General features: G+C 29.6%; 20 protein-coding genes. 17 read left to right on the forward strand and 3 right to left on the reverse strand.

Features of this window, described 5'->3' with window-relative positions; translation table 11 throughout:
- Nucleotides 1–113: 113 nt before the first annotated feature.
- From N4A45_03170 to N4A45_03240, 15 genes are all read left to right on the forward strand, one after another.
- Nucleotides 114–797, forward strand: coding sequence for a recombinase family protein (locus tag N4A45_03170; GenBank protein ID MCT4664219.1), 684 nt, complete (start codon nt 114–116; stop codon nt 795–797).
- 293 nt (nt 798–1,090) lie between these two features.
- A complete protein-coding gene (locus N4A45_03175; GenBank protein ID MCT4664220.1) occupies nt 1,091–2,038 on the forward strand; it encodes a hypothetical protein in 948 nt (315 codons plus the stop codon).
- Nucleotides 2,039–2,202: 164 nt separating this feature from the next.
- Nucleotides 2,203–2,556 (forward strand): hypothetical protein, encoded by a 354-nt coding sequence (locus N4A45_03180; protein MCT4664221.1) that lies wholly within the window; start codon nt 2,203–2,205, stop codon nt 2,554–2,556.
- A gap of 177 nt (nt 2,557–2,733) precedes the next feature.
- On the forward strand, nt 2,734–4,815 hold the full coding sequence (locus tag N4A45_03185) for a tetratricopeptide repeat protein (GenBank protein MCT4664222.1): 2,082 nt from the start codon (nt 2,734–2,736) through the stop codon (nt 4,813–4,815).
- A complete protein-coding gene (locus N4A45_03190) occupies nt 4,805–5,479 on the forward strand; it encodes a response regulator transcription factor (GenBank protein ID MCT4664223.1) in 675 nt (224 codons plus the stop codon). Before N4A45_03185 ends, N4A45_03190 begins: the two co-directional genes overlap by 11 nt.
- A gap of 189 nt (nt 5,480–5,668) precedes the next feature.
- Nucleotides 5,669–6,622, forward strand: a complete 954-nt coding sequence (locus tag N4A45_03195) for a caspase family protein (protein ID MCT4664224.1) — start codon at nt 5,669–5,671, stop codon at nt 6,620–6,622.
- 24 nt (nt 6,623–6,646) lie between these two features.
- Nucleotides 6,647–8,434 (forward strand): SAVED domain-containing protein, encoded by a 1,788-nt coding sequence (locus tag N4A45_03200; GenBank protein MCT4664225.1) that lies wholly within the window; start codon nt 6,647–6,649, stop codon nt 8,432–8,434.
- A 119-nt stretch (nt 8,435–8,553) separates the two neighbouring features.
- On the forward strand, nt 8,554–9,684 hold the full coding sequence (locus N4A45_03205) for an SAVED domain-containing protein (protein MCT4664226.1): 1,131 nt from the start codon (nt 8,554–8,556) through the stop codon (nt 9,682–9,684).
- Between the two features lies 1 nt (nt 9,685).
- Nucleotides 9,686–10,924, forward strand: coding sequence for a nucleotidyltransferase (locus N4A45_03210; GenBank protein ID MCT4664227.1), 1,239 nt, complete (start codon nt 9,686–9,688; stop codon nt 10,922–10,924).
- Nucleotides 10,905–11,342 (forward strand): hypothetical protein, encoded by a 438-nt coding sequence (locus tag N4A45_03215; protein ID MCT4664228.1) that lies wholly within the window; start codon nt 10,905–10,907, stop codon nt 11,340–11,342. Before N4A45_03210 ends, N4A45_03215 begins: the two co-directional genes overlap by 20 nt.
- Before the next feature lie 432 nt (nt 11,343–11,774).
- Nucleotides 11,775–12,734, forward strand: coding sequence for an HNH endonuclease (locus N4A45_03220; protein ID MCT4664229.1), 960 nt, complete (start codon nt 11,775–11,777; stop codon nt 12,732–12,734).
- A 231-nt stretch (nt 12,735–12,965) separates the two neighbouring features.
- Complete coding sequence (locus N4A45_03225; GenBank protein ID MCT4664230.1) at nt 12,966–13,751, forward strand: hypothetical protein; 786 nt, start codon at nt 12,966–12,968, stop codon at nt 13,749–13,751.
- A gap of 1 nt (nt 13,752) precedes the next feature.
- A complete protein-coding gene (locus N4A45_03230; GenBank protein ID MCT4664231.1) occupies nt 13,753–13,953 on the forward strand; it encodes a hypothetical protein in 201 nt (66 codons plus the stop codon).
- On the forward strand, nt 13,913–15,526 hold the full coding sequence (locus N4A45_03235; protein ID MCT4664232.1) for a recombinase family protein: 1,614 nt from the start codon (nt 13,913–13,915) through the stop codon (nt 15,524–15,526). Before N4A45_03230 ends, N4A45_03235 begins: the two co-directional genes overlap by 41 nt.
- 74 nt (nt 15,527–15,600) lie before the next feature.
- On the forward strand, nt 15,601–16,857 hold the full coding sequence (locus N4A45_03240) for a site-specific integrase (GenBank protein MCT4664233.1): 1,257 nt from the start codon (nt 15,601–15,603) through the stop codon (nt 16,855–16,857).
- Nucleotides 16,858–17,039: 182 nt separating this feature from the next.
- Here the strand turns inward: N4A45_03240 and N4A45_03245 are convergent, their stop codons facing one another.
- A complete protein-coding gene (locus N4A45_03245; GenBank protein MCT4664234.1) occupies nt 17,040–17,399 on the reverse strand; it encodes a type II toxin-antitoxin system PemK/MazF family toxin in 360 nt (119 codons plus the stop codon).
- 92 nt (nt 17,400–17,491) lie between these two features.
- The gene (locus N4A45_03250) at nt 17,492–17,791 is read right to left on the reverse strand and encodes a DUF960 domain-containing protein (protein MCT4664235.1); all 300 of its coding nucleotides are present in this window, start codon (nt 17,789–17,791) and stop codon (nt 17,492–17,494) included.
- Between the two features lie 148 nt (nt 17,792–17,939).
- On the opposite strand from N4A45_03250, the gene N4A45_03255 reads away from it, so the two are divergent.
- Entirely contained in the window at nt 17,940–22,856 is a 4,917-nt protein-coding gene (locus N4A45_03255) for a DEAD/DEAH box helicase family protein (GenBank protein ID MCT4664236.1), read from the forward strand.
- A gap of 430 nt (nt 22,857–23,286) precedes the next feature.
- On the opposite strand, the gene N4A45_03260 is transcribed toward N4A45_03255, so the two are convergent.
- Nucleotides 23,287–25,269, reverse strand: a complete 1,983-nt coding sequence (locus N4A45_03260) for a hypothetical protein (protein ID MCT4664237.1) — start codon at nt 25,267–25,269, stop codon at nt 23,287–23,289.
- Nucleotides 25,270–25,284: 15 nt separating this feature from the next.
- On the opposite strand from N4A45_03260, the gene N4A45_03265 reads away from it, so the two are divergent.
- A complete protein-coding gene (locus N4A45_03265) occupies nt 25,285–26,910 on the forward strand; it encodes an ATP-binding protein (protein MCT4664238.1) in 1,626 nt (541 codons plus the stop codon).
- Nucleotides 26,911–26,961 lie beyond the last annotated feature (51 nt).

Consider the following 26,961-nt stretch of genomic DNA (forward strand, 5'->3'; position numbering starts at 1 on the left):
TTTTTGCGGTATAAAGTTTTAGAATTAATACATTCTATAGCTTATTAAAAGAAGCTATTAATTACACATAAAACAGAATAACTTTTGTTAAACCAACGTTTAATAAACGATATATGAAGAAATACGTAGGGTATTATAGAGTTTCTACACAGAAACAAGGAAATTCAGGATTGGGTTTAAAGGCTCAAAAATCAGCAGTAAAAAATTACCTAAAAGATGATGATGAGCTGATAGAAGAATTTCAAGAAATAGAAAGTGGTAAAAAGAACAATAGACCTCAACTACATAAGGCAATTGATTACTGTAAAGAGCATAACGCTATTCTGTTAATTGCTAAATTAGATAGGTTATCGAGGAATGTGGGCTTTATATACACTTTACGGGACAGCAACGTCGATTTTGTATGTGCAGATATGCCTGATGCTTCTAAAGTCACTATAGGTATCATGGCTGTACTTGCTCAAGAAGAAAGAGAAAGAATATCACAAAGAACAAAAGTAGCTTTAGGAGAATTAAAACGTAAAGGTGCTAAATTGGGTAATCCTCAAAACTTGACCGATTTGTCCCGTCAAAAAAGTATTATTACAAGGAGACAAAACGCAGTAGATAATAAAGCTAATAAAAGAGCCTCTATATTCATTCAATCTTTACGTAAAGAAGGGAAAACATTTCAGGCTATTGCCAATACCCTAAATGAGAATAGTTTTCTTACTCGTAGAGGTAAACAATTCACTGCAATGGCTGTAAAAAGATTGTTTGACAGATATCAAAGCCAAAATTTAGAATATCACACCTAATTAATTAGATTTGCACTAAACAGAAAAATTATACGGAAGAAAAAAACTAAAAACATAGTAAAAATATAAGATAGCGTTAGCTATTTAATCTTGTAACTGAAAATTCGCCAAATTTTAAAACACCACAAGACTAAATGGACTACCGCTCACGCTATGGCGTGGGCTTGGTTTATTTGTGGTGTGGGTGTTTGGCGATACCTCAGTTACGGTAAGCTACAGTACCCACGCTATTTTATTTCATATCAAAATACACAAGCTTTTTTGGGACTGAAAAGCAAAAGAAAATAAGTCACATGAAAAAAGGTTTAAAGTATTTTATTAGCATTGCTCTAATTTTAAGTTGTCTTGGTATGTTTATGCAAGGACAAGTATTACAAGGTTTGATATCAGGGTTACTAGGAGCAATGATTTTACCTCCACTAGTTGAAATTATTAAAGACAAAGTTCCGCTTTGGAACAAGAATGGTGTTCGTTACATTACTTACTTTATGATGTTAATGCTTATCGGTATTTCTACAGGTATACACGAGCAGAGAAAGAGTAAAACACCTAAATCTATAATAACACAGTACATCAAATCAAATCCTCAAGATAAACACATGAAAAATGTGATTGACTTGGTTGAGGTAAGTAACCTGTTTGGAGGTAATAACCAGTCTTTAGTTTATCCACAACAGGATGGAGAGTTTAAAGATCAAAAAATGGAAGGAGTAAGTTTTAAACGCTATTATTTCAATCCCAAAATTGATTTTACAAAAGCTCAAGAATTTTTAATCTATGATAAAGAGAAAGGTTATATGGATGATTATCTAATCATGTTTGAAATAGATAGCTTAGGAACTATATTTAACATTCAATCAATAATTAAGTACAACAATACGGTACGAACTTTATATGGTGATGATGTTGTACCTGATATCTCACAGATAATGGATTTAAAAATTGTAGAAAATCAAAGAGTTAAACGTAAACAGGAATTACAAGAAATAGCAGAGCGTAAAAAGATGAATGAAATCATGGGAGACGGTGATTTTTGGAATCTATATGATCCAATGGTAAAAACTAGAGTTTATAAACTCATTATAGAAAAAGATTGTAAAAAACTCCAAGTAGAATTTAATACAGCTGCTGATATGCAGGAAAGAAAACATAAAAGCGGTATGAGTGCATCAAAAGAGGTTGATTTAATGGATTTCATTAATAATAAGATGAGTGATATTGGGTGTTATAATGGGTATTGATTATTCTTGTTGAATTAACTATATAGCCTTTACAGGGTGATATTAACCAATTTTTTATAGGGAAAACCCTTTAATAATAGATTAAATATTTAGGATAAATAGGACTTGAATTAAGTTTAATTCTAATCTAATTTTGTGGTATTATTAATTTAAAATAAAGTTTTATGTCACAGACTACTACAGATTTTTTCTTAACATATCAAGAAAAAACAAATCCAAAGCATTATGGTATGACTATTTTGTTGAATAATGCAGATGAAAATAAACACCCTCAGGTTTATTTGGAAAATAACGGGGAGGTTACAGTGCAAAATTTAGTGTATACTTCAATTGTAAACATTAATGAATTTAAAGATAACCCAACTATTATAAAAATAGATTTAAAGGAAATTGAAATTGATCCAATTCAAGGTGAAATAGAAATGATATTAATGGATGGAGATGATGAAAAGAGAAGAAAAAAAGTTAAAGTTAAAGATGCTCAAGCAGAATCTCGACCTGTTAAATTCAATAGTTAATTAACTGTATACTGCTTTCAACTTTTGTAAGTTGAAAATACTAACTTTATATTTAAGGAGGAAGCAGTATACGTTTCTAGGTAAAATATTTAATTTTATTAATTTCGAGCTTGATAGAATGAAGTAAACTATTCTAGTATTATAATATATTTTATGAGGTTTTTTTTGTTAATAATTTTGATTTCTACAGTATATCCTCTTGCTGCGCAGAAGAAGGTGTCAAAGCTTTCTAACCTTACTATTAAGGAAAAAGCCACAAGAGCATCCGAAAAGGCATGGAGTTTAAGAAATGTAAATCCAGACTCATCATTATATTTTGCTACAGAAGCTCTTAATTATGCGAGGGATTGCTCTGATCAAAAAATTGAAGCATATAGTCTTTCAGATATTGGTAATTATTATAAAAGAAAGGAGGAATACTCTAAGGCATTACATCATTATATCAAGAGCTTAGAAATTCGTAAAAAGATAAATAACAAACAACTTGTAGGAGGTGCTTATAATCAAATAGGATTATTATATCATCAGCAAGAGAAATATGATTCTGCTATTTTTAATTTTGAAAATGGCATACATTATTTAGATACAAGTAAAAACTCAAATAATGAACGTTTAAAGTTATTGAGTGGATACTCAATGTCTTTATATCGAAGTGGAAATTATAAAAAAGCCTTAGCATACATTGATACAGCATTTGCTTTATCAGAGAAAATTCAAGATTCATTACTCACAGCTATAATATTACAAAATAAAGGAAATATTCATCAAGACTTAGGGCAAAATGCTCTAGCATTGAATCTATATAATAAAGCTCAATTTTATTATGAACAAATAGATGATGTGAATGGGTTAATAGATCTTCAGATTAATATGGCTTCATTATATATTTTGGAGGGAAATTATAGTAAAGCTGAAAAGATGTTAAAGGATGCGAGTAATAAAAGTTCTGAAGTTGGGTTAGATAACAATTTATCAACTATATATTTTGACTTAGCAGAGCTTTATTCAGATACAGATAAAAGAAAAGCTATAATATATTATAAAAAGGCTTATGATAATGCTTATACTTTTGGTAAATCAATTCTTGGAATAGAAAGCGGGATTGAATTAGCTCATTCTATGCTTAAATTAAATCAATTGGAAGCTGTGTTTGAGTTAATACAAAAATTAGAAATAGACCTTAATAATGAGAGTAATTTAAGCTTATTGATAGATTTTCATCAATTAAAATCAAGTTATTATCATCAATTAGGAGATTATAAAAAGGCTTATAAATTCAATAAAATTTCATTGTCAACAAAAGATAGTTTATATGAAAGTATTAATAATGTCAGGGAGTTATCAGCACTTTTAGAAGTATCAAGACAAGAAAAAAAAGCTGCTTTAGAAAAATATAAACGTAAAGAGGCTGAAAATAATAGTTATATGCTTGAAGATAAAATGGATCAAATGTTAATTAGAGGTCTTATAGCTCTTGTAATTATATTAATTCTGGGGATTTGGCTATTAATAAAGAATTATAGGAATAAGACCAAAGCAAGTCAAATTGAACTTGAGAAAATACAACAAGAGCAATTGTTTAAAAATCAGATAAGTCAAATGACCTATGAAGCGGATATGAAGTTTTTTGAGGATAGGTTAAAGATAGATGATGAAATTAGGAAAAGTATAGGAAAAGATCTTCATGATCAACTTGCTAGTAAACTAGCTGTTATTCAAATTAATCTTGATTCTTTGACAGAACAGGAAAAAAATGAAGAGAAACAAAGTGAAATGAATAAGCTTATAGACTTGGTTGAAGAATCATGTGGTGATGTTAGAACCATTGCACACAATTTAATAGGACATGACCGATTGAGAGAAAGTTTAGCAGATTCTATTGAAAAACATTGTCAATTTATTAATAATAGCGGAAAGATACATATTGATTTTCATAGAATTGGAGAGCCTTACGATGTTAATCTAGAGGTGAAAAAGAATTTATTATCAACTATAATTTTACTCATAGATAACATAGTGAGACATGCTAAGGCTAAAGATGTTAGTATAGAATTATTTTATCACGATGATAGTATAAATATTGCCTTGAATGATGATGGAGTTGGATTTGATATGGAAAAAGATAGCTCTAACAAAGGTGTTGGTTTAATAAACGCACAAGAACGAATAAAACAAATTAACGGAGAAATCGAAATATATTCTCGAATTAAACATGGGACAACAGTTTCTATTTCAATACCTATATACAATGAAAGATAGTAAGACAAAAATTTTTATAGCAGAAGATTATCCATTGTTTATTGAAGCATTAATGTCTAAATTAAAAATATACTCAGATGAATTTGAATGTATTGGCTATGCTTTGAATGGTGAAGATGCTATTAAAAAAATGGAAAACAAAACAATTGACATTCTTATTCTTGATATTGGAATGCCAAAAATGAATGGTTTAGAAGTGCTAAAATATATATCAATTAATTTCCCTGAAATAAAGGTACTAGTACTTACAATGTATGATGATTTAAAACATATTCGAGAGATGCTTAGTGCTGGAGCTAAAGGGTATATACTTAAAAATACAATTGGTAAAAATGTGATTGAGGCTCTTCGAAATTTGAGAGATGGAAGAGACTATTTACAGGAAGAAGTTGCTCAAGTTGGAGCAAGAAGTCTAATGAAAAATCATGATGAAAAATATGTTGATATAGAGTATATTAAAAAATCACTGCGAAATGATGAAGTAAAATTATTACAATTACTAACGTTAGAATTCACAGCCAAAGAATTGGCAGATAGAATGTGTGTATCATCAAAGACAATTGAAACTTATAAAAAGAATCTAGCAAAAAAACTAAATGTTAAAGGTGGTTTAGGCTTAGTTCGTTTTGCAGTGGAAAATGGATTTACTATGGATAAAGATTAAAAAATACAATTATAATGATAAAGAGGTGTCAAGTGAAAGACATCTCTTTTTTTTGCATAAAATTATAAAATAGGGTTTTCCCTAATTATATAGGTAGTAAAAAATGTATTTACCCTATGATTGATTGTCAGGTTTTTATATCGTGTATATATGCTGTATTCTTGCTGTGAATATTAGAAGAGAAACACAATGATGAATGATAGAGTAGCTTTAATTATAGGTAACGATAATTACTCTAATGTAAGTAAGCTTAGAGGATGTGAAAACGATTGTAATGCAATAAAAAAATTACTGAGGAAGAATGATGACGGGAGTCATAATTTTACTCTAGATAAACATATCAATGTTACCAACCAAAGTATGAAAAGGCTCTTAGCTGAACATTTAAATAAAGAATATGCACACCTTGTATTTTATTTTTCAGGACATGGATACATTGATAATGAAGGAGGGTATATATGTGGAGTAGATACATCGAGAGATGATTATGGTGTATCAATGGAGTGGTTAAGTATACTGATAAATGAATCTGATATTAGAGAGGTCACGGTAATCTTAGATTGTTGTCATGCAGGTCAGATGTTTAATATAGAATCAGGAAAAGGAAATTTTGCAACATTAAGACAAGGTGTATCATTTTTAGCAGCAACAAAAAAGGAAGATTTAGCCGAAGAATTTCTAGGTCGAGGAATATTTACATCAATTATTGAAGAAGGTTTAAAGGGAGCTGCAAAGGATATTTTTGGTTATGTATCTATTGCAGGATTATACGGATGCGCTGATAAAATGCTATCTCCAATACAGCAACGACCAGTATACAAATCCTTTATTGATAGAATTACTCCAATCCGAAAATGTACACCTATTATAGGAAGAGACTTAGTAGAAGAATTAAATACCATCTTTCCTAAGGAAAACCATAGAATACGAATTAACCGAGACATTCTAGATAGAAAGAAGACTGAATTTGATATAGATTTTGAAACTTTTATGAAGTTACAATCTTTTGAAAATGCTAGTATGTTAGAAGGTGATACAAGTAAATCATTACTTGAAACGGCTTTATATTCTAGAGGGTTTTGTCAATTAAATACCTATGGTAGATATATTTGGAGACTAGTAAAAAAAAGAGAAATATATTAAGAGAAAATATTAACACGTATGGCTATGAAAGAAATACCAAATGGACTAATATTAATTTTTCATGAGGGTTTTGCTAAAATTGATGAACAGAAATGTTTAGATGCTTTACCTAATGAATGGGTAAGGATTCCACAAGAAAAAATTCGATTAAAATATTCAGAAATAATTGATTTAGGAGAAGGTTATGATTTAAACTTTTCTCAATTAGCATTTGATCATAGAAATCAATATAGAGAAAAAATTAAACCAATTTTGAATCAATATAGCTCATATCAAATTGTATATTTTGGTCTAGCACATATTCCATTAGCTATTGATTTTGGAAGCTTGTTTGATGAAGACAGATCCATAGAAGTTTATAACTACAATAGACATAAAGGAATATGGTTTCAAAATTTAGAAAGTGAGGAAAATATTGAAGACAATAAAATAAATTGCTCTAATATTCCTAGCATAGATCAAAAAGGAATAAGGACAGCTTTGATAAGACTAAGTGTTTCTTATGAAATTGATACAGCAGATACAAACGATATTTTACCCAATTCTACTGAAGTTGATATACGATTAGAAAAAACAGGTCTACACGCTATTGAATCCATCAAAAAGATGGAGGAAATAGGAGAATTAATAGAAGATATATTCACAAAACTATCTGAGAATAAAAGTGATTTAAATGAAATTAATTTATTCGCCGCTGTGCCATGTGGTTTAGCTTTTTTGATTGGTACTAAAATTTCAAAGAATAATCATCTTCATATTCAAACATATCAATTCGATAAAAATAAAAAGCCTCGTCATAAAAAAGCTCTTTTAATAAAAAAGAAAATTGAACATGTGCAAATCTTGACAAGTAAAGAAAGAACAAATTCAACTAGGCTTAGAGAACTTGCTCATGATACTTTAAGAGGAGATATCATTAGATTTTCAAATAAAAATAAAAGAGATTCAAATGGAAGAAATTGGCCAAATGATGTTATTTATTATGAAAATGGACTTATGAAGTCTAGTTTTTGGAGTGAACTTCCTGCTATTAGTAAAACAGGTATAGAAGAAGATGTATGTAAAAAGGATGTAAAGAATGTAAATGGGGGATTCCAACGATTGAATCGGGAGTGGCATATAGGAGATTATTTTCTAACGGCTCTATTAAAAAGGTTAAAAAAGAATACAGTTGTAGAAGAAGTGGATATAAAAATTAAACAAGCCTTTAGACAACTTTTCTTTAGTGGAATACTGCATGCAAAAAAACATAATATGGGAGATGGTAAGCATGAAGGTATTGAGCGATTTTCAAAAGTGTTGGAAGTCGCCGATTATCAAGCTGATGTATATTCTATTTTAAATGAATATGGTTTTCAAAATATGGATAATTCTGGGATTGAAAATAAAAAGGATTTTTTTACAAAATCCATAAAGATACTAATTGAGACTATTTGGAGTACTGATGATAAGGGGTTTGAGCTTAATCAAATAGCGATAAGAAGATTTAATAGACTTCTTATTTGGCAATGGCAACTAATATTAATAATTGCATCAAATGGATGTACTGAAGAAATACTCAAAATCTTAGAGTCAGTACCTATTATAGAATTAACAGGTTTAAAAGTACGGGAAGAAAATGGAGATTTTTATTATGAGTTTAAAAAAACATCTACTGATCAACTTGAACTTGCTGTGTTTTATAACAATGAAGTTATTCGTAAAGGAAGTGCAGGAAACTTTAGTTTAGATAATCTTATTGACGGATTTGTGAAAATGCATACAGAAAGAATTCAAGAAGAATTAGTACGTTTTATTCCTTATTCGAGTTAATAACTGAATTTATTGATTAAAGGTTTGAGTTGGATTTCAAAGGTAATTAAGTGAATGCAATTAAATTATAGTAGAATGATTATTTGTGAAATGAAATTAACGATACAAATACGATTATAATGAGGGCAAGAAGAAAAGCAATATCAAGTATAACCAAATTACATTTATGGACAAAGTCGGCGGGAAGATGTCAATTTAAGGGATGCAACGATAATTTATTAAAAGATGAATTAACCTATGCTGAATTAAATAAATCTAATATTGCACATATTATAGATGTCAACAAAAAAACACATAGGTATACTGATAACTATACAGAAGAGCAGAAAAATGAGTTATGGAATTTAATGTTATTATGTCCTACTCACCATCGTTTAATAGATAATGAAGAGGAAAAAAAATATACCGTAGAAATTCTTCAACGATATAAACGGGAGCATGAAAATAGAATACTTAATTTAACTTCGATAAAAGGAAATGTAAAAACCGAAGTAATTTGTTTCATGTCTAAGGTAGGGAGATTTTTACCAAAAATTTCCTTAGAAGAAATTAAAGAAGAATTATCAAAAAAGGATTTATATCTTCTTTCAGAACCTATTGAGATAGGAATGAAGAATTCAACATTAGAAGATAATGAAGAAATTCATTGGATTGTAGAGGAAAAGAATCTTATTAAAGATTTTGAGCAAAAAGTACTTAAAAAACTCACGTCTTCAGAGAGAAATCATTTTTCACTTTTTGCTTTTGCACCTCAACCTTTACTTATAAAATTTGGAACGTTAATACCAGATATATATACAGTTGATGTATACCAGAAACATCGTGAACCAGATACATGGGGATGGCAGAATAACAAAGGTGATTTTTCTCAATATACAATTAAAGAGCCTATCAATAAAGGAGGAATTCCTGTATTAAATATATCCTTAAGTGCTGATATAAGCAACGACAGAATAACAACCTTATTTAAAGAAAACGTATCTATTTGGACACTTACAATCGATAGTCCTAGTAATAATTTTTTAATACATCCAGATATCCTATTGGAGTTTAGATTAAAGATAAGGTTTATTCTTAATAAAATAAAACTTGAACATGGACACGATTCTACGTTAAAGGTTTTTCCATGTATGCCTAATTCTGCATGTGTAGAATTTGGTAGAGTTTGGATGCCAAAGGCTGATTTAACATTGGAAATTTATGATGAACGAAATGGCTTTAAGAAAGCAATAACTATAAACAGAGAATAGAATGATAAACAATTACTCAAATTTTTTAAATGCTCAAGAATTAAATGAAAGACTTAAGCAACTTACAGAAGTATTAGATTTAACAACTACGCAGTATAAAGATGCTGTTGCAAAATATGAAGCAATTGCAAAGTATCTTAAAAACGATGATACGATAGCTTTATTAGAGCCAGATATGTATCCACAAGGATCATTTAGTTTAGGTACGGTAATTAAACCATTGTCAGATAAAGAAGAATATGATATTGATTTGGTTTGTGAACTGAAAAAAGGAAATGCTCTATTGCATTCTCAATACTATTATAAAGAGTTAATAGGTGATCGACTTAAGTCTGGCATATATAAAGATAAACTTAAAGATAAAAATGGAGGGAAAAGATGTTGGACTATTGAATATGCTGAAGCTACTCAACTACATCTAGATATTTTACCTGCAATTCCTGATAGTTACAGTAGATTGATATTCGAAAGTGTTAATAATTATGGAGATACCGCCATTAGTATTACAGATAAAGAGCATCATGGTTTTTATAGAGTTAATGATGATTGGGTAAAATCTAATCCACGAGGATATCAAAAATGGTTCAAAGATCAGATGTTGCTAATGCTTAATGAAAGTAAAAAACTTTTCGCTAAGAGTATGAATGCAAATATAGATGATGTTCCTGATTATGAAGTGAAGACACCTCTACAAAGAGCTGTACAGCTTTTAAAGCGGCATAGAGATACAACTTGTGATGATAATGATGATAAGCCTATTTCCATAATCATTACAACGCTTTCAGCAAAAGCATATGGAAATGAAGACAACCTATTAGATGCATTAATAAATATATTAAATGGCATGGAAAACCATATAAAATATGAAAATAAACAAGGTAAAACTATTGCTGTAATTGAGAACCCAGTTGATTCTAGAGAGAATTTTGCTGATAAATGGGAGAAATTTCCAATTAGACAAAAAGTGTTTTTTGAATGGCTACGTAATGCAAAAAAATACTTTAAAGAATTAGTTAGTGCAAACGATGATATTCAATGGATAAATGAGCATTTAAGCAAAGGATTTGGTAAAGATATTGTTAGTCGATCTTTGGTTTCTATTGGAAATAATACAAGAGAAAAACGAGAGGGTGGAAAGTTGAAAATGGCTTTAGGATCTGGTATAATTAATTCTACAGTATCTGCTGAAAATACAAAGGAGATTAAAAATCATAACTTTTATGGTAATGAGAGACAATAGGGAAATAAAAAAAATCTCTTTAATTGTCCAAGAAAAGACTTTGTTAAAGGCTTTTCCAGAAAGTAAAACTAAACGCAGTAGGTTCAAATTATCGTGGAAAGGTAATTTAAAACCTACGGCGCTTAGCCGAGAATATACAGTTGAAGTAATATTGAATGATAACAATACTGTAGAAATTTTTGTTAAAGAACCTAAAAAATTAAGACTATATAAAGATGAAAAGCAATTACCACATACATATTCAACAACTAAGCAGAAGTTATGTCTTTTTTATCCAAATAATAAAGAATGGTCTAAAAGAACATTATTAGTTGATACCATAATTCCTTGGGCAAGCGAATGGTTATTTTTTTATGAAATTTGGTTATTTACTGGAGAATGGTTGGGAGGAGGAATAGAACACAATGTTAAACAATGAGTAATATTGGATATTGTTTAATAAATATTTATTAATCTTGTCTTTTGGAACTTTTGATTTGAAAGACATTTTTCTGTTATTCTATCTTTAATTAACTAAAGTTTGTCTCCTATTTGTATCTTTAATGTTTCACTATTAATATAATAACTTGATGAATAAGTGGTTGTGTGTATTTATTACTTTCTGTATAGTAGTAAGTTAAAAAAGTTAGAACTATATATAAAGAAACTATATTGCGTTAGAGATTTTTGTATAGGTCAAAAAGGTGTTTAGGATAACCAAAGTAAAATTTTTGACTTTAAAATTCAGAGGGTAAAAAATTATAAATCTCCTTATTCTACAGATTTGCTACAAAATTTTATGACCTATTTATCGATAAATGCTTTTAATCATGATTTTACGAATAATTAAACATAGAAAAAGTAATATCGAATGAGCAAAGAAGACCAAAATATAAATTCATTTTTTGAAAAATATCACTTAATAGGAAGTTCAAATTCTCTAAATTCTATTAAACCTAAAGTTAGGATGTGTAGATTTTGTAAAAAGGATGAGAATAATACGGAGTTCAAAAAAACTGCTCATGCATGTCCAGAGCTTTTAGGCAGAAATAATTACATTATTTATGATGAGTGTGATAGGTGCAACGAAATAGCAAGTAGATATGAAAGCCATTTGTCTAAGTTTTTCTTGCCATATTTGTCATTATTTAGTGTCAAAGGAAAAAAAAGAGTACCTAAGTTTCAGTCTAGGACAACTGATAGAGATGAAGAAACTAGAACCAAATTAAATCTAGATAGTAAAGGAAAAGTATTTATTCAATTAGGAAATAAATCGCATGATGATTATAAAATTAATAAAGATGAAAAGTCTGTTACTTTTAATTTTAGAAATCCTCCCTTAAAACCATTATATGTGTACAAGGCTCTAGTTAAAATTGCTTTATCATTTTTGCCTGTCGAAAAGTTGGAAAAATATGATTTACTTTTTGACTGGCTAATGGGAAAAACAGATGAAGCGGTATATTTTTCTTCATTATTTACAGTAGCTATGATAAATAAGCGTTGGGAAAAGCCAAATGTATTGCTTTATGAAACAAAAAATAACTTTGAAAACAATCATTTCTACCCTGAATTAACTCTAATTGTAGGTTTTGGAAATTTAAATATTCAAATATTTCTACCACTTTCGAAATCATTTGATTTTGAAAAATCCAGGGGTATGTCACCAACATTAGAACTTTATCCTTTGTTTATTCATGATATTCCAACTGATAAACCTTCACAAGGGTATAAAACGACAATAAAGGTTATGGATCTTTCCTCTAATGAGAGTATGACATTTGATGAATATTTATCCTTTAATTATGAAAAAGGTGATTTCAATGTTTAGTTTCCTTCAGCCAAATTTCATGTTATTAAAAAGTTTAAAATATACTTTTCGATGAAATTTTCATTCTAACCTTTTTCCTGTTTTAACAGTAGATATTTTTAGGATGAATGGTAAAATATTCGACTATTTTACGACTAAATACTTTACTTTAATGTAAAACAATATACTAAAAACTATTCTTCAATGTATTTTATTTCTATATTTGCTTTATCAAAGTAAATATAGAAAACCATGTTGGATATAAACAAGCTCAAAGAATTAACTCCATCCATTCAAAACAATGCAATTGTAGATGTATTGGATAGTACGAATATCAATATTCTAAATTTATCTAAGAATAAAATAATCAATAAGAGTCTTAATTTAAAATCTAAGGGAAGCGATAACGTTTCTTCTAGAGTAATTAATAATTGGATAGAAAAAGGTGTAGTTCAAATTGATAAAAATGACTCAGCCAAAAACAACAGATTTAATAAGGTTGAAAGTATTTGGATGGAAGTACTCATTGAACTTAGAGAATATGGTTTACCATTAAAAATAATTAAAAGAGTTAGAGAAGTCTTATTTAACATTGTTATCAACGATTTCTATTTGTTTAAGTATTGTATAATACATTCCATAATTGGTGACGAAAAAATACTAATGGTACAAAAGGATGGTTATACTAAGTTTGAATCTAAAGTAACCTATCAAAAACAACTGCCAAACGGTTCACATATTCATATACCATTCACACAGATATTAGCGTATTGTTTTCCTAAAAACACCTTGTATTTTGATTATAAAATTAAGGATGTATACTCTGATATTGAAAAGCTAAAACTGCTTTTCTTTTTAAGAACAGGATCATTTATTTATATGAAAATATTTGTCAATGATTCAGATGTTCGATACATCGAAGAACCGAGTTCTCTTGTTAAGAACAAACCTCTACTAAAGATTATACGAAATTGGGAGTTCTCTAAAATTCAAATCGGTATTGATGATAATACAGATACTTTTATAAAAGGTTGCTAATATGGGGGTAAGAAAAATATCAAAAACCAAGGCTAAAGAAATACTTGTTGAATTTGATGGGAACAACTACACTGATGATGAAACTGAACAAATTCTTCAATTTCTTACCAATGAAGCTAAAAATACTATAAAAGGATTTGAGGAGTTAAAATCTCAGAAATATGAAGAAGGAAAGAATAGCAGTAGCATACATAAGGGTTAGTACAAATAGACAGAGAGAAGAAGGTACTTCACTAGCATCACAAAAGGAAAGAATAGAATCCTATTGTGCTAATAATAACATTCTATTAAAAGAAATATTTTCTGATCAAGAATCAGCTAAAGATTTTAATAGAAATGGATATCAAAAAGCTCTCAAATACATTAAAGAAAATAAGCCTGAAATAAATTTATTAATCGCTACAAATATTGACCGATTCAGTAGGCATGTAGCAAAAGGGTTAACAGAAATTGAACAGCTTGAGAAGATTGGAGTAGAAGTAAATTTCACAGAAGAGTGGAATGATTCTATCAATTCCCCAAGCAGTAAATTAATGACTAATTTTAAAATGGGCTTCGCTGAATATGAAAGAAACAAGATTGGAGAAAGAACAAAATTAGGTATAGAGACTGCTTTAAGACAAGGACGTTATACTTATACACCACCAAAAGGTTATTCTAAACAAAAATTAGTTAGTGATAATCCGTATGCAAACGGGAAAATAGGTTTAGTTCCTAATGAGGATGCCAAACTAATCAAACAATTATTTATTGATTTCTCAACTGGAGAATACCTGCAAAAAGAAATTATTGCAAAATACAAATCCAAGGGATTGAAACTATCAAAATCAACCTTAAGTAAACTTTTGTCAAATATTCTTTATATAGGAAAATTAGATTTAAGTAATTATGATGTTTCTGAAAATGATATTATTGATGCAGTACATCAACCAATAGTTCCTACAGATGTTTTTTATAAAGTTCAAGATATAAAAAATGGTAGAAATAATAAGGTTAAAACGACAAGACCAAAAAACGAGAAATTTCCTTTAAGTGGATTTGTTTATTGCACAAAGTGTGATAGTCCATTTTATGGCTCTACTAGCTCAAATGGAAAGAAAAAGAACAAAAAGTATTATGATTATTATTCGTGTAAAAATAATTGCTTACACCAAAGTTATAGAGCCGAATATGTTCATGATAGATTCAAAGACTTATTAAGGTTGATTAGACCCTCTAAGGGCGTTATAGAGCTTTACAAAGAAGTTCTAAAGACCGAGTATGAAAATGCTCTTGATCAGGCTAAAAAGTCGAAAAAAGAAGTCAAAAAGGAAATCAAGAAATTAGAAGAAAAACTTACTAAATTAACAGATAAGTACATTGATGACGACATCACTAAAGATGCATATGATTTATCATCAAGCAAAATAACTAGAGAATTACAAGAGTTTAAATCAAGTTTAAAGAACCTTGACTCTAATACTGATGGTTTAACTTCATTAATTGATTTTGGATTATCTTTTCTAGGAAACCTCTATAAATCATATGATTCTGCACCAAGAGCTATTAAAGAAAAGCTATTGGGTTCGTACTTTAAAGAACATTTATATTTTGGAAATGGAAAATTCCGAACCCCAAAGTTTAATGATTTCATTTTACTTATATGTGGGAAAAACAAGGAGTTACATACGGAAATAAAAAAAACGGAAACTGATTTTGGAATCAATTCCCGTTTAGTACCTTGGGCGGGAATCGAACCCGCACTCCCGAAAGAACTGGATTTTGAATCCCTTTGACCTTGATTTTTAATATTTTAAAATTATGATAATCAACGAATTAACATTTTTATTAATTCGTAAATTATCATCAAATGGCTACAATGTTTGTCACTAGGTTGCAAAAAATTGATTCTGTAAAACAAAAAGACGGAAGATATCCAATTGTTTTGCAAGTAACATTTAACAGAAAAGTAAGAAGAAAGCGTACAGGCTTAAATGCTCTAATAGAACAATGGGATTTTACCAACCATGAGTTCAAAAAAGGAGTTCATGGAAGACGAGAACTCAATAAGAAATTAGAAGATATCCAAAAGAAAGCTATCAAAATATATGAAAAGCATTTTGAGGATAAGCCTTTTGACTATAAAGTGTTTTTAGAATTATTTGAAGAGAAGCCTATTGAAAAAAGAGGTGTTTCGGCTTTTTGTATGGAAGTAAGTAAAGGATTTATCAAAACAGGACAAATACATTCAGCAAACTATTATAAACATACGGCAAGTGCAGTTCTCAAAGTTGCACCTAAAGATTTGCCCTTCGAAGATTTTACAGAAGATTGGTTAAGAAAGTTTGAAGAATATCATATCAGTAAAGGAACAAAGTGTCACAATTATATGGTTCATCTTAGGTCTGTATTTAACAAAGCCGTACAAAAGAAATTGGCAGACTTTAATAGAAACCCTTTTAAGAATCCATATACCAATCCATACGGTTATGATTTTTCACATTTGAAGAAGCTCAAACTCAAGAAGACGAAAAGAATAAAAGACTTGGATAGAGAGCAATTGATAAAGCTTAAAAACTTTGATAATATGACCGAAAAAGAAAGAAAGTATATGGCTATTTGGTTCTTTTCATTCTACTGTTTTGGTGTAAATCTCATTGATATTGCTAGAATGAAATACAAGCATATTAAAAATGACCGTTGGTACTACGACAGGAATAAAACAGGAACTGGATTAAAAAATGGAAAACCTCTTATTGATGAAGCTTTAAATATTATTCAAAAGTTTGGAACAAGTGGTCTAAAAGGTAAAAAAGATGATTATGTTTTTGATATCTTGGTGGGATATGATGAAAATGAAGAAAGCATAAACAAAAGAGTAAATTATTACGCAAATTTTATCCGAAATGCTTGTAAAAGAGTAGCAACAAGAATGGGGTTTGATGGGCATTTCTCTTATTATTCCGCAAGATATTCTAGTGCTACATTGGCACTAAATGAAGGAGCAGATAGAAACACGGTTAGTCACTTATTAGACCATGAAAACTTTAGTACCATTGACAACTACGCAGGTAGGGCAGATGATTCTAAAGTATTAAAAGCTATGGAAATATTGAAGTTAACTTAAAATTGAGAATGAAAATTTGTTTACACAAAAACATTTGCATTTAAAATTTCTATCCATATACTAAGAGTACAAATGTCCTTCGGGAACTCCTCCAACTTTGTTGGAGAGAATAAGCAAAAGGTTTAGAACAATAATGTTTTAAGCCTTTTTTTGATTTTTAAAAACTCTTCCTCTTCGACTACTCATATTTTTCTAATAAGTCTTTTTCTATCTACTATTCTTGCTTGAGAAAGCATTAAGCTAGAGTCTTTATCAAAATAGGAATACGGGAGTGAATAATAAAAAGGGCTATCTTCTTTCCCTTTCGTAGTCATTGGCACAACAAAAAACAAATTTCCAATTTTTTTGATAACCAAAACGGGTCTTAGGAAAACTTCATCTTTTCCATCGGCTTCTGAACCAATGTTTACCCCTAAATGGGCATTATATATTTCCCTTGGTTTAAAATAAATTCTTTCACGTTCTGAATGATGAATTTCTTGTTTTAAAATACTCCAATTATCAAAATCTTTAATGTATTCTTCTTCGTTATTGTTATCCATTTTGTCACTCGAAATAAAAAATCAGAATTACTATATTCATTCTATTTTTAGATTCAAACTGAAAACCGCAAAGGAAACCCTTTGCAGTACGATTAATACTCACTTGAATACATGAGTGTACAATGATTGTCTTCGGTTCTGTAATTACCGCTTTCAATCATTTCTTTGTTTAGTTGGTCGATAAAGAAAAGCTTTTGTTCGGTTTCGGTATTTACAAAGACTTGCAAATAATCTAAACCGCCTTTTTCTTTTACCAATTCTTGAATTTTGAGATACATAGATGCTATGGTATCTACAGGAATAGTTCGGTTTACCCTACTGGTAACCAAAAACGTACCCGAAAACTGGTACGTCCCTTCGGTTTCTTGTTGTTTTAAAACCCAATTGCTCATAGGTAAAGGTATTTTGATTAGAGTTAAGTTTTATTAATTACTACAACTATGTAAATGGCATTTAATGTTTTCTTGATTTGTAATTTACATATCATATAAATCAGTAGTTAAAAAACTATATTTGTAGCTCTATAATCTATATCACACAATGAAAAAAACATTTGACCAAACACTGGAGGAGTATCGTGAAATTTCATTTTCAGAAAGAGATAAAGGAGACAGGTTTGAAAGATTAATGCAAGCATATTTGCAAACAGACCCAACATACACAAGTCTTTTTCAATACGTTTGGTTATGGAATGAGTTCCCTAATAAAGATGAATTTGGAGGGAAAGATACGGGTATAGATTTAGTAGCTCTTACCTATGAAGGTGATTACTGGGCTATACAATGTAAGTGTTATCAAGAAAATTCAACTATTGATAAAAAATCCGTAGATTCATTCTTATCTACTTCAAGTAGAGAATTTAAAGATTCTCATTCTAATACAATTGGTTTTTCTCAAAGGTTATGGATATCTACAACTAATAAATGGGGAGCAAATGCACAGGAAGCAATCAGAAATCAAAATCCTCCTGTAACAAGAATTAATTTAACAGATTTACAAAATGCACCTGTAGATTGGGAGAAATTAGAATCTGGAATTACAGGAGAACTGGCAAGAACAAGCAAAAAAGAATTATACGAACATCAAAAAGAAGCTTTAAACAATACTGAAAAGCATTTTAGCAAGCACAATAGAGGGAAGCTTATAATGGCTTGTGGAACTGGTAAAACGTTTACTTCCTTACGTATTGCAGAAAATGAAACTAAAGACAAGGGTTTAGTATTATTCTTAGTCCCATCTATTGCGTTGTTAGGGCAAACTTTAAGAGAATGGTCTGCAAATTCAAAAGAACCAATAAATCCTATATGTATTTGCTCTGATAGTAAAATTACAAGACAACAAGCCAATGCAGATTTTGGAGATTCAAGTGCTATTGACTTAGCTCTTCCAGCCTCTACAGATGTCAAAAATATTGTGAGACAATTTCAAGCCATAGATTTAAGAAAAAAGAGCGGTATGACAGTTGTTTTTTCAACTTATCAATCTATTGAAGTAATTGCAAAAGCTCAAAATGAATTAAGTAAAATAAACCCTAATAAATCTGAATTTGATTTAATTATTTGTGATGAAGCCCACAGAACAACAGGAGTTTCAATAAGCAAAGAAGATTCTTCGGCTTTTGTAAAAGTTCATGATAATGATTTTATAAAGTCTAAGAAAAGACTTTATATGACGGCTACACCTAGACTATTTAGCGATGATTCGAAATCTAAAGCAACTCAAAATGATGCTATTCTTTGCTCTATGGATGATGAAAGTCTATATGGACAAGAAATGTTTAGAATAGGCTTTGGTGAAGCAGTTGAAAAAGGAATGTTGACAGATTATAAAGTTCTTATTTTAACATTAAATGATACTGATGTTCCTGCATCAATCCAAAGAATGATAGCTAATTCAGAAGAAGAAATTACGGCTGATGATGCTTCGAAATTAATCGGTTGTGTTAACGCTCTTTCAAAACAGGTTTTAGGAGATGAAGGACTTATTAAAAATAGCGACCCTGAACCAATGAAAAGAGCCGTTGCTTTTTGTCAAAATATTAGTGTTTCAAAAAAAATAACTAATAACTTTAATGATACTACGGATATTTACTTAGATGATTTAGAACAAAAAGCAAAAGAAAAAATGGTTTCTGTTTCATCAAATCATATAGATGGAAGTATGTCTGCCCCAGAAAGAGATGAATTATTAAACTGGTTGAAATCTACTTCTGCTGATGCAAACGAATGTAGAGTACTGACTAACGTAAGATGTTTAAGTGAAGGAGTTGATGTTCCTTCCTTAGATGCTGTATTGTTTTTATCTGCAAGAAATTCTCAAGTAGACGTTGTTCAGTCTGTAGGAAGAGTAATGCGTAAAGCAAAAGGTAAAAAATATGGATATATCATAATCCCAGTTGTTGTTCCTACAAATGTAGAAGCTTCGAAAGCTTTAGATAATAATGATAGATTTAAAGTCGTTTGGAGTGTTTTAAACGCACTTAGAGCCCACGATGATAGATTCAATGCAACAATTAATAAAATTGATTTAAACAAAAAGAAACCTAATCAAATATTGGTTGGTGGTGCTTCTCATGGAAAGGAAGACTTTTCGGGAGATGGCGTTAATGAACCTGCTGAGGAATACGGGCAAATGAGCAAGCAATTAGCATTACAGTTTGAGGAACTACAAGGAGTAATGTACGCTAAAATGGTTAAAAAAGTTGGTGATAGGGTTTATTGGGAAAAATGGGCTAAAGATGTAGCCATTATTGCAGAAAATCAAATTGCGAGAATTACTCATTTAGTAGAAGAAGATTCTCAGCACCAAAAAGCGTTTAATAATTTTTTATTAGGTCTGCAAAAAAATATAAACCCTAGTATTTCGAAAGATCAAGCAATAGAAATGCTCTCTCAACATATAATCACCAAACCTGTTTTTGAAGCTTTATTTGAGGGTTATTCCTTCGTAGAAAACAACGCCGTTTCGAAAGCTATGCAGTCTATGATGAATATTTTAGAAAACTCAAGAATAGAAAAAGATACTCAAGCATTAGATAAATTTTATAAGTCAGTAAAAAAGAGAGCTTCAGGGATTGATAATGCGGAAGGAAAACAAAAAATTATAATTGAGCTATATGATAAATTCTTTAAAACTGCTTTTCCTAAAATGGTGGAACAATTAGGAATTGTTTATACACCAGTAGAGGTTGTTGATTTTATTATTCATTCTGTAAATGATGTATTAAAAAAAGAATTTAACAGAACTGTATCTGATGAAAATGTACATATTTTAGACCCATTTACAGGAACAGGGACTTTTATAACAAGGCTTTTACAAAGCGGATTAATCAAGCAAAAAGACTTATTTAGAAAATATACTAAAGAATTACATGCTAATGAAATAGTATTATTGGCTTACTATATAGCTGCTGTTAATATAGAAAATGCCTATCATGATGCAACAGAAGACCCAAATGATGGAATAGGTAAAGAAAAATTTACTCCTTTTGATGGTATCGTACTTACAGACACTTTTCAATTAGCAGAAACTCAAAAAAGTGAAAAGCTTTTTTCGGAAATGTTTCCTCAGAATTCAGAAAGAGTACAAAAACAAAAAGATGCACCTATACAGGTAATAATGGGGAATCCACCTTACTCAATTGGGCAAAAATCCGCTAATGATAATGCTCAAAATCAGGAGTACACCAAATTAAATAGTAGAATAGAAAACACCTATGCAAAAGCTAGTGATGCTGGGTTAAGTAAATCTTTATATGATGCTTATATAAAAGCCTTTAGATGGAGTACAGATAGATTAAGCAAAGAGCATGGTGGGGTTATTGCTTTTGTGAGTAATGGTGCTTGGTTAGATGGAAATAGCACTGATGGTTTTAGAAAAACTATAGAAGAAGAATTTAGCTCTATATATGTATTTAATCTAAGAGGAAACCAAAGAACTTCTGGTGAATTAAGTAGAAAAGAAGGTGGTAAAATATTTGGTAGTGGTAGTAGAACACCTATATCTATTACCTTATTAATTAAACAACCAAACCATTCAGAAAAAGCAACTATTTATTATCATGATATTGGAGATTATTTAAGCCAAAAAGAAAAACTGCAAATTATAGCAGATTTTAAGAGTGTTGATAATTTACCTATAAAAACTTTAAAACCTAATATAGAGGGAGATTGGATAAACCAAAGAAATACCATCTTTGACACTTTTATTCCTATTGAACCTGAAAAGAAATTCGATACTAAAACTCAATCTTTCTTTAATACTTATGCTGTAGGAATATCTACATCAAGAGATTATTGGATTTACAACTTTTCAAGAAAAAGGGTTCTTCACAATATGAAATCTTTGATTGAGTTTTACAACAATCAGAGATTTTTATTCCACAATCAAAAAGACAATGAAGTTTCTGATGTAAGAGTTTTTTTAGATAATAATCCTAATAAAATTAGCTGGTCTAGAGCTTTAAGAAATGATGTAAAGAAAAATAAACCTCATCAATTTAAAGAAAATGTATTAACAACTTCTTTATACAGACCATTTAATAAAATTACACTATACAATGATAGAAATTTAATAGAAAGTCCAGGTTTAAACAATTCATTTTTTCCTAGTAATCATGATACAAAAAATGTAGTAATTAGTATAACGGGAAAGGGTAGTTTAGGATTTTCATTTATAATAACAAATGTAATACCAGATGTTTGCTTATCTAAAATGGGAAATGGTGGTAATCAAACATTTCCATTGTATTACTATGAAAAAAATGAAAACAAGCAAAACACTTTGTTTGATGCTAATACAGAAGATGAATTCATAAGAAAAGATGGTGTTAGTGATTTTATTTTAAAAAGAGCTATAAAGCAGTATGGTAAATCAGTAAGCAAAGAAGATATATTTTATTATGTATATGGTATTTTACACAGTTCTGAGTACAGAGCAACATTTGCCAATGATTTAAAGAAAATGTTACCAAGAATACCATTAGTCGATAAGCCCAAAGATTTTTGGGCATTTAGTAAAGCAGGTAGATCCTTAGCAGATTTACATCTAAATTACGAAGAAATTAAAGCTTTTGAAGATGTGAAAATTGTAGGAATGGAATTCAAGTTCTTTAAAGTTGAAAAAATGCGATTTGGGAAGAAAAAAATAGATATTGATGGTAAAAAGAAAAGTGTTAACGATAAATCAATCATTAATTTCAATAGTAAAATAACCATTACTAATATTCCTGAAAAAGCCTATGAATATAAAGTAAACGGTAAGTCTGCTATAGAATGGATAATGGAACGTTATCAAGTGAAAACAGACAAAAAATCAGGTATTACAAACAATCCAAATGATTGGGCTGATGAAGTTGGAAATCCTAAATACATCCTCAACTTATTACTTAGTATAATTAATCTAAGTGTTCAAACCGTTGAAATCGTCGATAATCTTCCAAAATTGAAATTTGATTAATCTCCAATAAGCACTACCCAATTGAGTAGTGCTTTTTTTCTTGAATTTATCAATCACCTATTTAAGGTCTACAAAAGTTTATTTGGAAAATGTCATTATGCTAATTTGCAAAGAATGTAAGTGAGAAATTCTTGTTATTGAATGAACATGCCAAAATTGTTTAAGAAAATGAGATAACTCTATTGTCCAGAAAGTTAAAAATACTTATGCCCAACAATGATATTACAAATGTGATGATTGTAAGCATGAATGAAAAACCAAAAATAAAGCATGAGGGTCTGCAAAAGTTTGGATTCTATGACTTGGATTTCGACAGCCTTTAATTCTTTTACTAGCTATAATAATGACAATTATTTATTTTATCAGATATAAAAAATGTTGTGATCGCTGTAAATCAACAAATATTTGGAAAATCCAGTAAACATAGAGCTTAATAACCAAGTTCATCATGATGCCCTAATTTTCTTTCACGAGAAATATCGTCTAAAATCCATTTTTTTTGTTCGAAATATTCTTTACTAAGGAATGATTCTAACTGTTTTACATTGGCTTCAACAATATTTAATCTTTCCTTCTTAACCTCTCCATAAACTTTTATCATTTGCTCCAAATATTTCAATTTACTTTCATTTTCCTTATGGAACTGAACTTCCTGATTAAGGAGAACCTTATCATTTTGTAAATCTGTCACTTGTTTGGTAATTCGTCTTAAATTGTCGGTTTGCTTGTGTACCATACCTGCAATTTCTTTTTCTTTTTGAGCATTATAAACAAGTTGTTGGGTTTGTTCTTTTGCCAATACTTCTTGAGCAACCAACCGTTCTTGCTTGTTTATATGTTGAAGATTTTCTATTTGTTGCTTATGCAATGTTCCTCTATTGGTTTCAATTAATTTTAATAATTGCATCTTGTTTTCCATAAATTCAATGGTAGCATCATATTTTTCACGGATACTGGTAATTTGTCCTTGTTGTTCATCAAACGCTAATCTCAAACGCTCTTTTTCAACTAAATGTAGCGTTTCTTTATTTTCAATACCCTGTTTAAGTGCTTTTTGATTCATTTTTTCATGGTCAATCTGTATTTGAAGACGTTCTTTATCTATAGAATGTAAAACAGTTTTGTTTTTGTTCTCTTGGTTAAGTATATCAATAATACCTTTGAATTGTTTAGAATCTATTTGATGTAAGAATTTTACTTGATGTAATTCTTGTTCAAGTTTATCCTTATCCATTTTATTTTGAAGTTCTAATTCATTTTTGTCTATTTTATACTGCATTTCCAGCTCTTTCTTTTCTGTTTTATGCAATATTTCTTTATTTTGATGAAGCTTATTTTGAACCTCTAAATAGATTTCAGATTTTTTATTCTCAATTTCTTGAGCTTGTTGTTTGAGTAGGATAGACTGCTTTTCTTTCTCAAGTTTTTCTTGATTAGATTTTAGCTCCTCTTTTTCTTTGTTAATTTTATCTCTTTCCCTTCTTAAAAGAAATTTATCCTTGGTTGCTTCTTTACTATTTACAGATATATCAAACGGTAATTCATTGAGTACATAATTTGCCCCTAATCGCTCTAATTCTTCAGCAATTCGTTCTGCATTTTCTTGCTCTAACTCATTTTTTCTCCTTTTAATCTGTCTATCCGCTAAATTCTTTTTTCGAGTCAATTCACTTTTAGTATTTTTCACTAAAAGATCCAATTCTCTTTTTACTATATCCTCTTGGTCTTTTCGTTCCTTCTTAGCTCGATAATCTAAAGAACGTGTTTTAGATATTACTTTACTTTTAATTGCTTCAACTTCTTCTAAATGCTCTTTTTCTAACCTATTAAGTTCCTTTTTGTGGATTCGATTTAGTTTGGCAATTTCTTTAGAGTTTTTATCTATCAATAATCCTACTTCCATATTGTTACCAAGTATTAGTTCATCTTTTTCAGTTAAAAATTTAGTTTTTAAATTTCTTATGGTCGATAAACTACGTTGATACTTCTTTTCTAAATCTTCTAGTGCTTTACTTTCTAAAAGAGTATTTTTTTCCTTTATGCTTTTTTCTAAATTCTGAATAGTTTTTTGGTATTCTTCATTTTCTGTGTTTGATGTAAGAAGCTTTAAATCCAAATTTCGTACAGCTTGTTCATTTTGGGTACTTATATCTTTCAATTTCCGATATTCCTGTTCCTTGTCTTGTAAGCTATTCCTTAACTCCTCAGTTTTCTCAGATATATTTTGTTCATGTTTCTTTTCCATGATTTTTATACGTCTTTTCAACTTTTTATTATCTATACTGTACGAATTAATCTCATTAATCAAATCTTCATTTTCAAGTGCCAAATTATTGTTCTTCTCTTTCAATAAAAATTGCTTTATGACTAAAATAATGAGTAGTAGATAAACGATAATGTTAAAATAAATCATGCTATATTTGGTAATATGTTAGTTGAATTCAATCCATACAAAGTAATCTCCCAAAAAGACTTATCTGAAATTGTGGGAAATAGCCCTATAAAATTAGGGAAAATTGTTAAATTAAGTAACGAAAAATTTAATTGGGTTTTACAATCTTGGGTAAAACAGATAGAAGTCTTTTTATCTAAATCCGAAAAAATCCCTGAATTATATTATGAGCTATTACAACAACGGTTTATAACTTTTGAAGAATATACACAGTTATTTTCTTCAATAGACGTTGAGGATTATGCTTATTTTCCTCCATATAGATGTTTTAATATAAAAGACAAAACTGAACTTTCTATTTTCACATCCAATAAGCAACCAACCTTTGAAAGTTTCTTACAAACATTTTCTAAAGAAATTAAAAACAATAATCTAAATGGGTTAGATATTCTACTAAGCGATATTGATGCAACATTAAAGAAAGAAAACCTTAATAGGCATAGTTATATTGTAGGGAAAACTGGTAGTGGAAAATCGGAACTATTGAAGCTTTTGTTTACCAATATCACAAGAAAATCAGAAGACTGTTTAATCTTGGTTGACCCTCATGGAGATTTAGCAAAGCAATTTGCACAAGTTGTACAAGACGAACAACCGCAAAGACTCCTCTACTTCGATCCGTTCTTACATTCAAAAGAAGAGAAATATCCAATTATCAATCCTTTGTTTAGCGAAGGAAAAAGTGAACAAGAAATAGACTTATTGGCTCAAAACTTAACAGCCGTATTTGAAGAACTTCTTCCGAATGAATTAAGTACAAATATGAAAGCCGTTTTAGAGCCTTGTATTTCTGTTTTATTGAAGCAAGGAAATTGTTCCTTATCAGATTTACAACAATTGATAAAAGGAGATAAAAAACTATTGAGCGAAGCCAAAAAAAATGCAAAGCATCATAGGTTGTTTTTTGAGAATTTCAATGATGGTTTGTACACTCAAACCAAAAGTGCCATTTTCACAAAGATACAATCGCTCTTAAATTCACGAGTTTTCTATAATTGTGTAACAGGCACAAATACGATTAATCTTTCTCAAGCTATTAAAGAAAAGAAAATTATCATTTTCAATTTGAATAAAGGTCTATTTGGAGAAGAACACGCTCAAGCTTTCGGGAAATTACTTATTTCACAAATCAAAAATTTTGCACTCAAGCAAAATGAAAAAGAAAGAAAACAAATATACTTAGCCGTAGATGAATGCCACAATTTTATTTCTAAAAGTATGGAAACCATACTTACAGAAGCAAGAAAGTATCGTTTAAGCCTTATTTTATCTAACCAAATGAGCAAACAGCTTGGTGGCATAGAAGAAACAACACTTAGTAACGTTGGGGCATTTTTTGTTGGAAACTCGAACAGTAAAGAAACCCTACAAAAAATCAGTAGTATTTCTGATATTCCTATGATGGATTTAAAAGCTACACCTAATTATCATTTTTGGTTTAACTCCAATAATCAATCCTTCCAATTTAAAGTTTCGGATGAATTGTTGGATGTACCAAATAATTTTGAAACCATCAAAACTGCTTCATTGTCTTATTATGGTAAGCATGAAGAAGAAAACAATGATGCTCAAAAGAAAGAAAAGCCGAAGTTTGGACTTTAGATAATTTCCTATGGTCGTTTACTTGATTCAAGTATGTTTTTAATAACTCTT

The sequence above is a fragment of the Flavobacteriales bacterium genome (assembly GCA_025210805.1).
Taxonomy (GTDB): Bacteria; Bacteroidota; Bacteroidia; order Flavobacteriales; family CAJXXR01; genus JAOAQX01.